Raw genomic sequence first — 13,994 nt, 5'->3', positions numbered from 1 at the left:
GACCCCTGTCTCCCCCTCACCCCCTTTGCTCTGCTTCAACCCACGCAACGGTCACCCTCTGTGCCGGGTGGCGGCTTTGTGATTGGCGCGCCGCCGGCGCGATGGCGCTGGTCACCGGCTGGTGCGTGGAGTGAAGCAGAGCAAAGCGTGCGGTTGGGGCATGGTCACCCGGCAGGCGTCCGGCGGCGGTCGTCGCACACCGTGACGGTTACCCAGTGTGACATTTCTAGCCGAGGTGTTCGTGGTCGAGGAGCCAGCGTTTCACCGGCAGCCCCCAGCGGTAGCCGCCGAGCGTGCCGTCGGTGCGCAGCACCCGGTGGCAGGGGACGAAGAGCGCCGCGGCATTGCGGGCGCAGGCCGCCGCGGCGGCGCGTACCGCCATGGGTCGGCCGGCCAGCGCGGCGTACCCGGTGTAGGTGACCGGCGCACCCGGTTTGACGTCGCGCAGCACCCGCCAGGCGTGTGCCATGAACGCTCCGCCGGTGTGCTGTTCGACCGGGACGTCGTCGATCGCGACCAGATCACCGGCGAGGTACGCGGCGACCGCCGCGGTGACCGGGCCGAGATCCGGCCGCTGTCGCGGCTCGCCGCGCAGGCTCGGGTGCACCAGGGGCAGCAGGGTCGCCGGGTCCGTGGTGAAACCCGACGCCCGTACCGCGCCGTCCGGACCGACCAGGACGGCGAACGGTCCGACAGGCGTGTCGACGACCGCGCTGTCGATCGAGCTGATCGTGCTGTTCATGCTGACCTCCAAAGGCGGATCACGGCGTACGACCGCCAGGGGCGCCAGCGGGCCGCGTACTCGTCAAGGGTTCTGGGATCGTCCGTAAGTCCCGAGGCGGCGGCTCCCCGGCGGACCGCGAGGTCGGTGGGGAGGAACGTGTCGGGGTCGCCGAGCGTGCGCATTGCCACATAGCCGGCCGTCCAGGCGCCGATGCCCGGGATCTCGGTCAGCCGCCGCACCGTCTCCGCCCGGTCCCCGCCCGGCTCCAGGTCGATCTCGCCCGCCGCGACCGCCCGCGCCACCGCCCGGATCGTCTCGCGTCGACCCGCCGGCATCCGGAACCCCGAATCCGGCACCTCAAGCACCTCCTCGGCGGTGGGGAATCCGGACAGTGTGCCGTTGCCCGGCTCACCGTGGGCCTCGCGGAGCAGGTGCCTGAGCGTGGTGCGGGCGGAGGCCAGCGACACCTGCTGGGTGGCGATGGCGCGGACGGCGATCTCGAAGCCGTCCACCGCGCGGGGTACGCGTACCCCCGGCTCCGCCGCCACGGAGGCGGCCAGCGCGGGGTCGTCGGCGAGCGTGTCGTCGACGGCGACCGGGTCCGCGTCCAGGTCGAACAGGCGTCGGCACCGGGCCACGGCGGGAGCCAGGTCGCGTAGGTCGGTCAGGCGCAGCGTCGCCGCCACGTGACCGACCGCCGGGGTGAGCGTGGCCTCGCCGGGGCCGTGCGGCAACCGCAGACCCCGGCGGTACGCCCCGTCGACCACCTCGTCGACCCCGGGCAGCGTCCGGCGGGCGAAGAAGTCGAGCAACGCGGCGGCATGCAGCGGCGGACGGTACGCCAGCCGCAGGGTGACCGTGCCCGCACCACCGACCGCAGCGTCCTTACCGGCCCGTAGTTGCGACGGCGCGGCCCCGTACACCGCGCGTACGGTGTCGTTGAACTGCCGGACGCTGCCGAACCCGGCGGCGAACGCGATCTCGGCCAGGCCCAGCCCGGTCGTCTCGATCAGGGTGCGGGCGGTCTGCGCCCGCTGCGCCCGGGCCAGTGACAGCGGTCCCGCGCCGAGTTCCGCCCGCAGCATCCGGTGCAGGTGCCGCTCGGTGTAGCCGAGTCGGGCGGCCAGCCCGGGCACCCCGTCGCGGTCGACCACGCCGTCGGCGATCAGCCGCATCGCCCGGCCCACCACGTCGGCCCGTACGTCCCACTGCGGTGAGCCGGGGGAGGCGTCCGGGCGACAGCGGCGGCAGGCGCGCAACCCGGCCCGCTGGGCCGCCGCCGACGACGGGAAGAAACGGACGTTGCGCCGCTTCGGCGTCACCGCCGGACAGGACGGCCGGCAGTAGATCCCGGTCGAGGTCACGCCGGTGTAGAACCAGCCGTCGAATCGCTGGTCACGGCTGTCGACGGCCCGGTAACACCGCTCGAAGTCCAACTCCACGCCACCGATGATGCGCCTGCGCACACCCGTCCGGCTCGCGGAAATCGGACCACACCGTGGTGCCGAGCGGCACGCGGAATTGTCGGTTGTCGTGGGTAGCGTGCGGCCACCAACTCCAGAAGGGTGCGGCAATGGTTAGCGTGGCGGGTCGGGCGACGTCGAGGCACGAGCACCCACCGCTCGACCCGACAGTGGTCCAACGCTTCTACGACCGGATGCGTGCCGTCGCCCCCGCCGCGGTCGGCGCCATCGAGCGGGACCGCGCCGACGACCCGGGGCGTGCCTTCAGCGACACCGCCTGCGGTCGGCTGGTCGGGTCGCTCGACCAGGACGGGGTTCGCGCGCTCGGGATGTGGGTGCACCACTGGTGCATGCGCTTCTACGACGACGACACCCGGGCGGCGCTGCGGCTGCTCCGGGAGATCGCCGCCCGCCCGCGGCTCGGCTGGACCGCCGACGAGGTGCACTGGATGCTCGGCGAGTCGCAGCAGGCGGGCCCCGCCGCCGACGCCCGGTTCACGCTGCCGCTGGCCGCTGCGGCCGAACTCGCCCCGGACGCGCTGCGGGTCGATCTGCTGGTGCCGCAGCAACGGCGGCCCCGGCACGACCGGTGACACCCGCCTACCTGTCGGTGGCCCGGCGGTAACCGCGTAAGCTGGCTCGTCGTGAGTCTCACCATCGGCATCGTCGGCCTGCCCAACGTCGGCAAGAGCACCCTGTTCAACGCGCTGACCAAGAACGACGTGCTCGCCGCGAACTACCCGTTCGCCACCATCGAGCCCAACGTCGGCGTGGTCGGGCTGCCCGACGAACGGCTGGACAAGCTCGCCGAGATCTTCGGTTCGCAGAAGGTGATCCCCGCCCCGGTGTCGTTCGTCGACATCGCTGGTCTGGTGCGTGGCGCCTCCAAGGGGCAGGGGCGGGGCAACGCCTTCCTGGCCAACATCCGGGACGCCTCGGCGATCTGCCAGGTGGTGCGAGCCTTCTCCGACCCGAACGTGGTGCACGTCGACGGCAAGGTCTCCCCGGCCGACGACATCGAGACGATCAACACCGAGTTGATCCTGGCCGACCTCCAGACGCTGGAGAAGGCGCTGCCCCGGTTGGAGAAGGAGGCCAAGCTCCGCAAGGACCGGGCCGCCGCGGTGGACGCCGCCCGCAAGGCCGTCGAGGTCCTCGACGGGGGCACCACCCTCTACGTCGGTGCGGCGGCAGCCGGCGTCGAGTTGGCGCACCTGCGTGAGCTGCACCTGCTCACCACCAAGCCGTTCCTCTACGTCTTCAACGTCGACGAGGCGGAGCTGAACAACGCCGAGTTCCTTGCCGAACTGCGCGCACTGGTGGCACCGGCCGAGGCGGTCTTCATGGACGCCAAGATCGAATCCGAGCTGGTGGACCTGCCCGAGGAGGAGGCCCGGGAGCTGCTGGAGTCGATCGGGCAGTCCGAGCCGGGGCTGGACCAGTTGGTCCGGGTCGGCTTCCGGACGCTCGGCCTCCAGACGTACCTCACTGCCGGGCCCAAGGAAGCACGGGCCTGGACCGTGCCGGTCGGCGCGACCGCACCGGAGGCCGCCGGGGTGATCCACTCCGACTTCCAGCGCGGCTTCATCAAGGCCGAGGTCGTCTCCTACCTCGACCTGGTCGAGGCCGGCTCGATGGCGGCGGCCAAGGCGGCGGGCAAGGTCCGCATCGAGGGCAAGGAGTACGTGATGCAGGACGGCGACGTCGTCGAGTTCCGTTTCAACGTCTGAGTCCCGCGCACCAGGTCGAACAGGGTGTGGACGGTCGGCTCAGCTGCTGATGTAGTGCAGGATCACGTTGTGCACATGGTGGCTCTTCTGGTCGCCCCGGAACTCCACCTCATAGGTCTGCGCGCCGACGTGGATGGCGATCGCGCCGGTGGAGAAGAAGGACCCGCCCCATGACTTGTTGCTGACCACGCTCACGCTGGTGATCTTCGAGTACGGGATGCTGGTGATCGCGTACTTCTTGCCGATGAACGAGCGGTCCTGGATGATCACCCGCCGGTCGGTCAGCCCGATGAACCCGGTGCCGGTGCCGACGGCGTCGTACACGGCGATGATCTGTTCCCCGTCGAGCAGGCCGCTCTGGATCTGCTGGAACTGCTCCTTGCGGTCATACGTCGCGTTCGTCATGTACGCCACGGTAGGTGGTCGATGCCACCAATCAAGATCGGCCTAGCCTGCCTGTTTGCTCGCGACGAGGCGCTCGACCCCGTCGATGATCATGCGCAGGCCGAAGCTGTACGCCCGGTCGGGGTCGATCGCGGCGTCGTACTCGGCACCGGCCGCGTTGCCGATCCGGGCGGCGTGGGGGTACCGCTCCGGGCTGATCAGGGCGGCGAGCAGCGGACCGGCGGTGTCCCACCACTCACGATCGTCGCGCCCGGTGGCCTGGGCGGTCTCCGCGACCCCGAGGGAGAGCCGAGCTGACGACCTGACGTGATCGAGGACCAGGGTGAGCACCTGGTCGATCTCGACGTCGCTGAGCCCGATGCCGACGAGGGGCCGCAGTTCGATGTCGTACTTCGACGTGGTGCCGGGGCCCAGGGGCGGGCGGGTGACGTCGATGCCCAGCAGCCAGCGGTGCGCCGCGAAGAGTTCCCAGTTCCGTTCGGCGACGGCTTCCAGGGCGGGCCGCCATCCCGAGTCGAGCGGCAGGTCGTCCGGCGACTGGTAGAGCGTGCCGTTGACGTGGTCGACCATCAGGTCGATCAGTTCGCCCTTGCCCGGGACGTGGGCGTAGAGGGACATCGCTCCCGCGCCGAGGCGATCAGCGATCTTGCGCATCGAGAGCTTGTCGATCCCGATCTCCGACGCCACCGCGATGGCGGCCGCCACGATCGCGTCGAGGGTGAGGCCGGAACGTCCGGTCTTCGGGTTGGTCCGCCACAGCAGCGCGATGCTCAGCAACGGGTCGCCCGTTCCGGTGTGCTCGGCCATCCTCGGTCGCCTCCTGCCGTACGGGAATGAACCGCCACCCACCTTACGTTACGGTACGTCGTATCGTACGGTGTACCGAATGCCGTAGGGGAAGGGCGGGAGACGATGACCCGAGCGATCGAGGCCGAGCAGGTCGGAAAGCGGTACGCCGTCAAGGGCGGCGAGGTGGGCCTGCACGACCTCAGCGTGCAGGCCGAACAGGGGCAGGTGCTCGCCCTGCTCGGGCCGAACGGTGCGGGCAAGACGACTGCCGTGCGCGGACTGGCGACACTGCTGCGCTTCGATCGCGGTACCGCTCGCGTCGCCGGCTACGACGTCGGTCGCGAGGCCGAACGGGTCCGCGAGCGGATCGGCCTGGTCGGTCAGTACGCGGCGGTGGACGAGCGGCTCACCGCCGTACAGAATCTGCGGTTCCTCGGTCGCCTGCGAGGGCTGGGCCGGGCGGCGTCGGCCGCGCGGGCCGAGGCGCTGATCGAGCAGTTCGGTCTCGTCGCGGCGGCGAACCGAGCGGTCAGTGGCTACTCGGGAGGAATGCGCAGGCGGCTGGACCTGGCGGCCAGCCTCATCGTCACCCCGCAGGTCCTCTTCGTCGACGAACCCACCACCGGTCTCGACCCGGCCGCCCGCCGCGACCTCTGGAACGCGCTGCGCGAACTCGTCCGACAGGGCACGACGATCCTCCTGACCACGCAGTATCTCGAAGAGGCGGACGAGCTGGCGGACAAGATCGTGCTGTTGGCCCGTGGCAAGGTCGTCGCCGAGGGCTCCGCCGACGACCTCAAGGCGATGGTCGGCCCACCGATAGTCCAGATCCGCTTCGCCACCGACGCCGACGCCGACGCCGCGCTCCCCGCGCTGGTCCGCGTCGACGCCGGGGCGCGGCTGGACAGCTCCGGATCGACGGTGACCCTGCCCGCCACCGCGCCCGAGGTGCTGGGCCGATCCGTCGACGCGCTGACCGGGGCGGGGCTCGCCGCCATCGAGGTGACCCTGCGTAAACCGACCCTGGACGAGGTGTTCCTGACCCTGACAGGCGACGAGCCCGCCACCGAGGAGGCCGCGTGACCACCACGATCACGACCGCCCCGGCCATCGCGGCTCCCCGGCTGCTCGTCGCCTCGTGGATCATCGCCCGGCGCAGCATCAGCTCCTGGCGTCAACAGCTCGGGACGATGGCAACCGGGTGGCTCTTCCCGATCTTCGTCACGCTGCTCTTCCTCGGGCTGTTCGGCGGCGCACTCGACGTGCCGGGCGACTCGACCTACGTCGACTTCCTGATCCCGGGGATGTTCGCCGTCACGATGCTCTTCGGGCTGGAGTCCACCACGCTGTCGGCGGCTGCCGACGCCACCGGTGGCCTCAACGACCGGCTGCGTTCGTACCCCATCAACGGGGCCGCGATCGTCCTGGGCCGCGCCGCCGCCGACCTGATCAGCTCACTGATCAGCCTCACGCTCATGGTCGCCTTCGCCCTCGCGGTGGGGTGGCGACCCGACGTCGGCGTGCCGGGAGCGATCCTCGCGCTGGTGCTGCTGCTCGCACTGCGATTCGCCCTCCTGTGGATCGGGATCTTCGTCGGCTACGGGGCGAGATCGGTGGAGTCCGTCGCGTACATCCAGATCGTCACCTGGCCCATCGCCTTCCTCTCCAGCGTCTTCGTCAACCCGGCGACGATGCCCGACTGGTTGGGCACGCTGGCCGAGCTCAACCCGGTCTCCGCGACGGCCACCGCCGTTCGTGAGCTGTTGGGCGCCACCTCATGGCCGACCCAGAGCTTCGCCGGAGACCAGGCGGTGGCGATGGCGGCCTTGTGGCCGCTGCTGCTCACCGCGGTTTACCTGCCGCTGGCCGCCCGTCGATTCCGGAAGGGGGGCAAGTGAACGACCTCGACCAGCTGCTCGCCGGGTCGGACTCCCACGTCACGGTGGCGGACCGGTGGGCGACCATCGCCAGCGGCGGAACGGAGCGGCGGGTGCCCCTCGCCCAGCTCCTCGAACCACTCGTGACGGCCCGCCGGGATGGGCGTATCGCCACCCGGTCGCTCCTCGACCTCAGCGACGCCGCGCTACAGGCGGTGCGGGCCGTCGCCGCTCGCCGGATCGCGCGAAACGCGGCGAGCGGCAGGTGGCACCGGGTCGACGCCGACGGTGGCGAGACCGTCGACCTGTTCGTCGACGCCTTCGTGACCGGGGGAGGGGCCGACCAGGCCGGTGGCGACGGGCCGGTGCTCACGTTGTCGGTCGACGTCAGCGACGACGGGCGGGCGCAGCTTCACCCCAGCGGATGGTCGAGCGATCGTCGGAGCAGCGACACGCTGCGCCGCGCAGCGGGAATCTGGGATCCGGTCGCCCGGCTCGCCGCCGGCACGTCCCGTACCGAGCTGACCGGTGCCGAGGTGGCCGCGTTGCTCGATCCGGTGCGGCGCGGCGCGCTGTCCGAGGCGAACATCCAGGTCGAGTGGGCAGGTGTCGCCAGCGCCAGCGTGGCCGTCAGCCTCGACGAGGACGACAGCCTGCACTGGCAGCTGCGCATCCCGTCCGGCCGGCTGACCCGTGAGGAGATCGCCGAACTGGCCGCCGCCCAGCGTCCCCTCGTGCGGGTCCGCGGCGACTGGGTCGTCAACGACCCCCGCGAGCTGGCCAGGTTCCAGCGACAGAAGCCGCGCAGGCTGACCCCGAGTGAGCGGGCCGCGACGATCCTGTCCGGCAGCCTGATCCGGGGCGACGAGGTCGCGCCGCTCACCGAATCGGCCGCCACCCGTCGGCACCTCGCCGCGCTGACCGCCACACCGGCCGCCGTCGTCCCACCGGCGGCCCTGAACGCCACGCTGCGCAACTACCAGCTCGACGGTCTGGCCTGGTTGCTGCGCAACGCCGAACTCGGGCTCGGCAGCTGCCTCGCCGACGACATGGGCCTCGGAAAGACCGTCTCGGCCATCGCGTTCCATCTCGCGCTGCGGGAACGTGGCAACACCGCGCCGACGCTGGTCGTCTGTCCCGCGTCGGTCCTGCGTAGCTGGGAACTCGAAGCTCGACGGTTCGCCCCCACCCAGCGCGTGATCCGATACCACGGAGCGGCGCGGGCCCTCGATCAGGACGCGGATCTGGTGGTCACCACCTACGCCACCGTACGCAACGACCACGAGCTGTTCAGGGCCACCCGATGGGGGCTCGTCATCGCCGACGAGGCACAGATGGTGAAGAACGACTCCTCGAAGACGGCGCACGCGCTGCGGGTCATTCCCACCGCGCACCGGCTCGCGCTCAGCGGCACCCCGATCCAGAACAGCCTCGACGACCTGTGGGCCCTGCTCGACTGGACGACCCCCGGCCTGTTGAGCAGCAAGACGGCATTCCGGCGCCACTATTCCGGGCCGATCAGGAACGGTGCCCAGGCTCCTCGCCTCCGGCTGGCCAGGCTCACCGGCCTGGTGGTGCTCCGGCGGCGTAAGGACGACCCCGACATCGCTCCCGAGCTGCCCGCGAAGACCGTCTCCCACCAGGCGGTCGCACTGACGAGCGAGCAGATCGGCCTCTACCAGGCGGTGGTGGACGACAGTCTGACGCGCATCGCCGACCTCGACGAGAACGCCCGGCGAGGGCGAATACTCGCCCTGCTCACCGCGCTCAAGCAGATCTGCAACCATCCCGCCCAGTACCTCAAGGAGACCGGCCCGCACCTCGCCGGTAGATCTGGCAAGCTCGACGCGCTCACCGACATCATCGACATCACCAGCGCGGAGGGCTCACCGGCGCTCGTCTTCACCCAGTTCGTGACGATGGGTCGGCTGATCGTCGATCACCTGCGCGACCGGGGCGTCGGAGTCGACTTCCTGCACGGAGGACTCGACATCGCGCAACGGCAGCACCTGATCGACGCCTTCCAGCGCGGTGAGCTGGCCAACCTGGTGCTCTCCACCCACGCCGCCGGCACCGGGCTCACGCTCACCCGCGCAGAGCACGTCATCCACTACGACCAGTGGTGGAATCCGGCGGTCGAGGACCAGGCGACCGACCGCGCGCACCGCATCGGCCAGACCCATCCGGTGCAGGTCCATCGCCTCGTCTGCGAAGGGACACTTGAGGAGCGCATCGATGCGATCCTGCACGCCAAACGGGCCCTGTCGGAGTCGATCCTCGACGACGACGCGGGGCTGCGGATAGCCGACCTCGACGACGCCGCCCTCGCCTCGCTCGTCACGTTCAACGGAGTCTCGTCATGACCCACCCGACCTGGCCCGGTCTGCTCCGCGATGCCTTCAACGCCACCGCCCTGGACGACGACGTGGTCAAGGGCGCGCGCCGTCACAAACGCAGGGGGATGATCCGCTCGGTGGGCTCGGTACCCGGCGCACTCTCCGGGGTGGTGCAGGACGGCGCGGAGTTCTGGCACGTCAACTGGCGGATCGCCCCGATCGACGAGGCCGGTTGGGCGGAGATCGAGCGCGACATCCACGCCGATCCGGTGGTCATGGTGGCACTGTTGGAGAGCGGGGCCCCAGCCCGTACGCGGGACGTCGAGGAGATCCTGTCCCGGCTCGTGCCCGACCCGGCGGACCTGGAGGCGACGTGCGACTGCGCCGACTGGCTGGTGCCGTGCGCACACGCGCTGGCCGTCGGGCTGGCCTTCGCCGAGGCGACCCGCGACGACGTCTGGGCACTGCTGCTGCTTCGTGGGAGGGGCCGCGACTGGCTCGTGGTCTCCGAGGCGGCGGCTCGGGCGCGACGACTCCTGGACCGCCTCGGCGGACGACCGCCGTCGGAGGAGGTGTTCGGACCGGTGCCGAGCGGGGCTCGGGTCAGCTCTGGGTGACCGCCCGGTAGGCGTCCTCGATGCGGGCGGCCAGCAGGACCTCGCCCTCGGAGAGAGGTTCCTGGCCGTGCCCCACCCGGATCTGGGTACGGTCGGCGCGCCGGCTGATCTCCGGGCGCAGATGTAGCGCGTCGGCGACCACCTTCACCCGCTCGGTGAGTGCCGCGTGCTGCGTGTCGTCGATGACGAGAGTGCGCCGGATCTGCTCCCCCTCACGTGTCCAACCGGACAGTAGGGTGAGGGCGTCGCTGAGGTAGTCGTGCTTCGCCCGACCGCCAAACAGCGCACGCATCACCGCACCTCCCAGGCTTCGTTGCCGGCTTGTGGCCAAATCGTCGCCGCCCCGTGTCTTGTCGGTGCCTCTAGTCTTACGTCACACGGAGGGTGTGTCCACGCCCACACTTCCGGGTATTCCTGGCCTGACGGACGACCAAGCTACCCAAACCGCTGATTGATCTGGCACCCTGGACGCCCGTGCGGACCGAACGGGCGAACGACGGCGGGCACGCCGTACGACGTGATCTGAAGGTGATCGTCGGCGCGGCCATCATCGACGACGGACGGGTGCTGGCCTGCGCCAGGGCCGCCCCGCCGGAGGTGGCTGGCAGGTGGGAGTTCCCCGGCGGCAAGGTGGAGCCGGGGGAGAGCGAGACGGCCGCGTTGGCCCGCGAGTGCGTCGAGGAGTTGGCCGTACGCGTGGAGATCGGAGAGCGGGTCGGCCGCGACGTCCGGATGGCGCACGGCCGCTCGGTGCTCAAGGTGTACGCGGCCCGCCTGCTGCACGGTGACCAACCGCAGGCGCTCGAACACTCCGCCCTGCGCTGGCTCTCCGCCGCCGAACTGGACACGGTCACCTGGCTCCCCGCCGACGCTCCCATAGTCGCCGCCCTCCGCCCCCTCCTCCAATCCCCGCGATGATCAAGAAGTTTTGGTCGCGGAGAACGCTCTCCGGTGACCAGAACTTCTTGATCGACGAGTTGGGGGTGGGAACGGGACGGGGGCCGTGGCGAATGCCACGGCCCCCGGGTGTTGCTCGGGTGCTCAGTGGTCGCGCTCGTCCTGCTCGGGGTGCGCGAAGTTGAGGTGCTCCGGCGGCAGGGGGAAGGTGACGTCGTCACCGAAGGGCGACGGCGCCGCAGCACGGTCGAAGGTGAGCTCCGTCAGGGGGAGCTTCCCGCTGGCGTCGACCGCCGGGGCGGTGGGATGGGGCACCTCGCGGTGCCAGTTCACGCCCTGCTGGGCCTGCGTCTCGGCCTGGGCGTCGTGCGACCCACCCGCGTGGGAGTGCACACCGCCGCTCGCGGCGCTGGAGCGCACCGCGCCCGGGGAGTGTCCGCTGGTCACGCTGGTCTGAGGCACCTGACCCCTCCGGAAGATCTTGCTACCGAGCCATACAAGTGGATCGTACCTGCGGTCGACGACCCGCTCCTTCATGGGGATGATCCCATTGTCGGTGATCTTGATGTGCTCGGGGCAGACCTCGGTGCAGCACTTGGTGATGTTGCAGAAGCCGAGACCCTGTTCGGTCTGCGCGTAGTCCTTCCGGTCGGTCCGGGCGTCCAGCGGGTGCATGTCCAGTTCGGCGGCCCGGATGAAGTACCGGGGGCCGGAGAACGCCTGCTTGTTCTCGTCGTGGTCCCGGATGACGTGGCAGACGTTCTGACACAGGAAGCACTCGATGCACTTGCGGAACTCCTGCGAGCGTTCCACGTCGACCTGCTGCATCCGGTACTCACCGGGCGCCAGATCGCTCGGGGGAGCGAACGCGGGCGTCTCCCGGGCCTTCTCGTAGTTGAACGACACGTCGGTGACCAGGTCCCGGATGACCGGGAACGTCCGCAACGGGGTCACCGTGATCGTCTCGTCCTCCTCGAACGTCGACATCCGGGTCATGCAGCCGAGCTTCGGCATCCCGTTGATCTCCATCGAGCAGGAGCCGCACTTGCCGGCCTTGCAGTTCCACCGACAGGCCAAATCGGGTGCGTCGGTCGCCTGCAACCGGTGGATCACGTCGAGGACAACCTCGCCCTCGTTGACCTCGACCGTGTAGTCCTGAAGGTCGCCACCGTCGGCGTCACCCCGCCAGATCCGGAACTGGCGCTTCGTGCCCATCAGTCGTTCTCCTTCTCGGCGGCAGCGGCATCGGCGGCGACGAGGGCGTCGAACTCCGTCAGCTCCTCGTCGGTGAGGTACTTGGCCAGCTCGGCACGGTCGAACAGGCCGATCAGCTCGGGCCGCATCTTCGGCAGCGGCTTGCGCTCCAACCGGACGGTGTCGCCGACCAACGAGCAGACCAGGTTGACCCGTCGCCACTGCGGATCCATCGTGGGGAAGTCCTCGCGGGTGTGGCCGCCGCGCGACTCGCGCCGCTCCAACGCCGCCTTCGCGGTGCACTCGGAAACGACCAGCATGTTGCGCAGGTCCAGCGCCAGGTGCCAGCCCGGGTTGTACCGCCGGCCGCCGGAGGCGCTGACCTTCGCCACCCGCTCGCGCAACTCCGCCAGGCGGACCAGCGCGTCCTCCAGCTCGGCCTCCCGCCGGATGATCCCCACCAGGTCTCCCATCACCGCCTGGAGATCCTGCTGGAGGGTGTACGGGTTCTCGCCGGTGTCCCGCTGCAACGGCGCCAGGGCCGTCTCCACCGCGGTCTCCACCGCTGCCACCGCCACCCGGGGTCGGCCGGCGAGCTGGTCGACGTACGTGGCCGCGTGGCCACCCGCCCGCTTGCCGAAGACCAGCAGGTCGGACAGGGAGTTGCCGCCCAGCCGGTTGGAGCCGTGCATGCCGCCGGAGACCTCACCGGCGGCGAACAGCCCACGCACCGAGCCGTACGCGGCGCCGCTGTCCGGGTCCACCTCCACCCCGCCCATCACGTAGTGGCAGGTCGGGCCGACCTCCATCGGCTCCTTGGTGATGTCGACGTCGGCCAGCCCCTTGAACTGGTGGTGCATCGACGGCAGACGACGTCGGATCTCCTCGGCCGGCAGCCGGGAGGCGATGTCCAGGTAGACGCCGCCGGCCGGCGTACCCCGACCGGCCTTGACCTCGCTGTTGATCGCCCGCGCCACCTCGTCACGGGGCAGCAGCTCCGGCGGACGCCGGTTGTTGTCCGGGTCGGTGTACCAGCGGTCCGCCTCCTCGGGCGTCTCCGCGTACTGCTTGCGGAAGACGTCGGGGACGTAGTCGAACATGAACCGCTTGCCCTCGGTGTTCTTCAGGATCCCGCCGTCACCGCGTACCGACTCGGTGACCAGGATGCCCTTGACCGACGGCGGCCAGACCATGCCGGTGGGGTGGAACTGGAGGAACTCCATGTTGATCAGGGTGGCCCCGGCACGCAGCGCCAACGCGTGACCGTCCCCGGTGTACTCCCAGGAGTTCGAGGTGACCTTGTAGGACCGACCGACACCGCCGGTGGCGAGCACCACGGCGGGCGCCTCGAAGAGGACGAACTCGCCGGACTCCCGGTAGTAGCCGAACGCGCCGGCGATCCGGTCACCGTCGAGCAGCAGCTCGGTGATGGTGGTCTCGGAGAAGACCTTGATCCGCGCGTCGTACGAGCCGTGCTCGCGCTTGTCCTCCTGCTGCAACGAGACGATCTTCTGCTGGAGGGTACGGATCAGCTCCAGCCCCGTCCGGTCACCGACGTGGGCCAGCCGGGGGTACTCGTGGCCGCCGAAGTTGCGCTGCGAGATCTTGCCGTCCTTGGTGCGGTCGAACAGCGCACCGTACGTCTCCAGCTCCCAGATCCGCTGCGGTGCCTCCTTGGCGTGCAGTTCCGCCATCCGGAAGTTGTTCAGGAACTTGCCGCCGCGCATGGTGTCCCGGAAGTGCACCTGCCAGTTGTCCCGGCTGTTCACGTTCCCCATGGCCGCGGCGGCTCCGCCCTCGGCCATCACGGTGTGCGCCTTGCCGAACAGCGACTTGGAGATGATGGCGGTCTTCTTGCCGGCCAGCCGCGCCTCGATCGCCGCGCGCAGGCCGGCGCCGCCGGCCCCGATCACGACGACGTCGTAGTGGTGTCGTTCGATGCGAGTGGTAGTGGTCGTCATG

14 protein-coding genes are annotated in these 13,994 nt (G+C 70.3%); 7 read left to right on the top strand and 7 right to left on the bottom strand.

All coding sequences use genetic code 11. From position 1 onward, the window contains the following. Nucleotides 1–226: 226 nt before the first annotated feature. Together ACLQ2S_RS00480 and ACLQ2S_RS00475 are read right to left on the bottom strand one after the other, a co-directional pair. Nucleotides 227–730 carry a methylated-DNA--[protein]-cysteine S-methyltransferase gene (locus tag ACLQ2S_RS00480; RefSeq protein WP_309222592.1) on the bottom strand — a complete coding sequence of 168 codons (504 nt, stop codon included), beginning with the start codon at nt 728–730 and terminating at the stop codon, nt 227–229. Between the two features lie 8 nt (nt 731–738). After that, nucleotides 739–2,166: a DNA-3-methyladenine glycosylase 2 family protein gene (locus ACLQ2S_RS00475; RefSeq protein WP_309222526.1), complete on the bottom strand. Its 1,428-nt coding sequence runs from the start codon at nt 2,164–2,166 to the stop codon at nt 739–741. A gap of 131 nt (nt 2,167–2,297) precedes the next feature. Here ACLQ2S_RS00475 and ACLQ2S_RS00470 point away from each other — a divergent pair, with 131 nt between their 5' ends. Then, nucleotides 2,298–2,780 carry a hypothetical protein gene (locus ACLQ2S_RS00470; protein ID WP_155214638.1) on the top strand — a complete coding sequence of 161 codons (483 nt, stop codon included), beginning with the start codon at nt 2,298–2,300 and terminating at the stop codon, nt 2,778–2,780. 51 nt (nt 2,781–2,831) lie between these two features. Then, entirely contained in the window at nt 2,832–3,917 is a 1,086-nt protein-coding gene (gene ychF / locus ACLQ2S_RS00465) for a redox-regulated ATPase YchF (RefSeq protein WP_309222527.1), read from the top strand. Nucleotides 3,918–3,956: 39 nt separating this feature from the next. On the opposite strand, the gene ACLQ2S_RS00460 is transcribed toward ychF, so the two are convergent. Both ACLQ2S_RS00460 and ACLQ2S_RS00455 read right to left on the bottom strand, forming a co-directional pair. Next, nucleotides 3,957–4,322: a PH domain-containing protein gene (locus ACLQ2S_RS00460; protein ID WP_155214639.1), complete on the bottom strand. Its 366-nt coding sequence runs from the start codon at nt 4,320–4,322 to the stop codon at nt 3,957–3,959. Between the two features lie 42 nt (nt 4,323–4,364). After that, the gene (locus ACLQ2S_RS00455) at nt 4,365–5,129 is read right to left on the bottom strand and encodes a TetR/AcrR family transcriptional regulator (RefSeq protein ID WP_425700896.1); all 765 of its coding nucleotides are present in this window, start codon (nt 5,127–5,129) and stop codon (nt 4,365–4,367) included. Between the two features lie 105 nt (nt 5,130–5,234). Here ACLQ2S_RS00455 and ACLQ2S_RS00450 point away from each other — a divergent pair, with 105 nt between their 5' ends. From ACLQ2S_RS00450 to ACLQ2S_RS00435, 4 genes are read left to right on the top strand one after another with little or no spacing between them, the layout of a single operon-like run. Beyond that, nucleotides 5,235–6,194 carry an ATP-binding cassette domain-containing protein gene (locus ACLQ2S_RS00450; RefSeq protein WP_425700895.1) on the top strand — a complete coding sequence of 320 codons (960 nt, stop codon included), beginning with the start codon at nt 5,235–5,237 and terminating at the stop codon, nt 6,192–6,194. After that, nucleotides 6,191–7,009: an ABC transporter permease gene (locus ACLQ2S_RS00445; protein ID WP_425700894.1), complete on the top strand. Its 819-nt coding sequence runs from the start codon at nt 6,191–6,193 to the stop codon at nt 7,007–7,009. Before ACLQ2S_RS00450 ends, ACLQ2S_RS00445 begins: the two co-directional genes overlap by 4 nt. Next, nucleotides 7,006–9,351 (top strand): DEAD/DEAH box helicase, encoded by a 2,346-nt coding sequence (locus tag ACLQ2S_RS00440; RefSeq protein WP_425700893.1) that lies wholly within the window; start codon nt 7,006–7,008, stop codon nt 9,349–9,351. The genes ACLQ2S_RS00445 and ACLQ2S_RS00440 overlap by 4 nt, the downstream gene beginning before the upstream one ends. Beyond that, the gene (locus tag ACLQ2S_RS00435; RefSeq protein WP_155214643.1) at nt 9,348–9,941 is read left to right on the top strand and encodes a hypothetical protein; all 594 of its coding nucleotides are present in this window, start codon (nt 9,348–9,350) and stop codon (nt 9,939–9,941) included. Before ACLQ2S_RS00440 ends, ACLQ2S_RS00435 begins: the two co-directional genes overlap by 4 nt. On the opposite strand, the gene ACLQ2S_RS00430 is transcribed toward ACLQ2S_RS00435, so the two are convergent. Next, nucleotides 9,928–10,233 (bottom strand): 4a-hydroxytetrahydrobiopterin dehydratase, encoded by a 306-nt coding sequence (locus tag ACLQ2S_RS00430; RefSeq protein ID WP_155214644.1) that lies wholly within the window; start codon nt 10,231–10,233, stop codon nt 9,928–9,930. The genes ACLQ2S_RS00435 and ACLQ2S_RS00430 overlap by 14 nt on opposite strands. 182 nt (nt 10,234–10,415) lie before the next feature. Here ACLQ2S_RS00430 and ACLQ2S_RS00425 point away from each other — a divergent pair, with 182 nt between their 5' ends. Then, on the top strand, nt 10,416–10,859 hold the full coding sequence (locus ACLQ2S_RS00425; RefSeq protein ID WP_309222529.1) for a (deoxy)nucleoside triphosphate pyrophosphohydrolase: 444 nt from the start codon (nt 10,416–10,418) through the stop codon (nt 10,857–10,859). A 123-nt stretch (nt 10,860–10,982) separates the two neighbouring features. Here ACLQ2S_RS00425 and ACLQ2S_RS00420 read toward each other — a convergent pair whose 3' ends face one another. Both ACLQ2S_RS00420 and ACLQ2S_RS00415 read right to left on the bottom strand, forming a co-directional pair. Further along, the gene (locus ACLQ2S_RS00420; RefSeq protein WP_155214646.1) at nt 10,983–12,053 is read right to left on the bottom strand and encodes a succinate dehydrogenase/fumarate reductase iron-sulfur subunit; all 1,071 of its coding nucleotides are present in this window, start codon (nt 12,051–12,053) and stop codon (nt 10,983–10,985) included. Beyond that, entirely contained in the window at nt 12,053–13,993 is a 1,941-nt protein-coding gene (locus ACLQ2S_RS00415; RefSeq protein ID WP_155214647.1) for a fumarate reductase/succinate dehydrogenase flavoprotein subunit, read from the bottom strand. Before ACLQ2S_RS00415 ends, ACLQ2S_RS00420 begins: the two co-directional genes overlap by 1 nt. Nucleotide 13,994 lies beyond the last annotated feature (1 nt).

It is taken from the genome of Micromonospora sp. DT48 (assembly GCF_049844495.1).
GTDB lineage: Bacteria > Actinomycetota > Actinomycetes > Mycobacteriales > Micromonosporaceae > Micromonospora.
The sequence above is the reverse complement of the archived record's forward strand: the minus strand, read 5'-3'. Positions and strand labels throughout refer to the sequence as shown.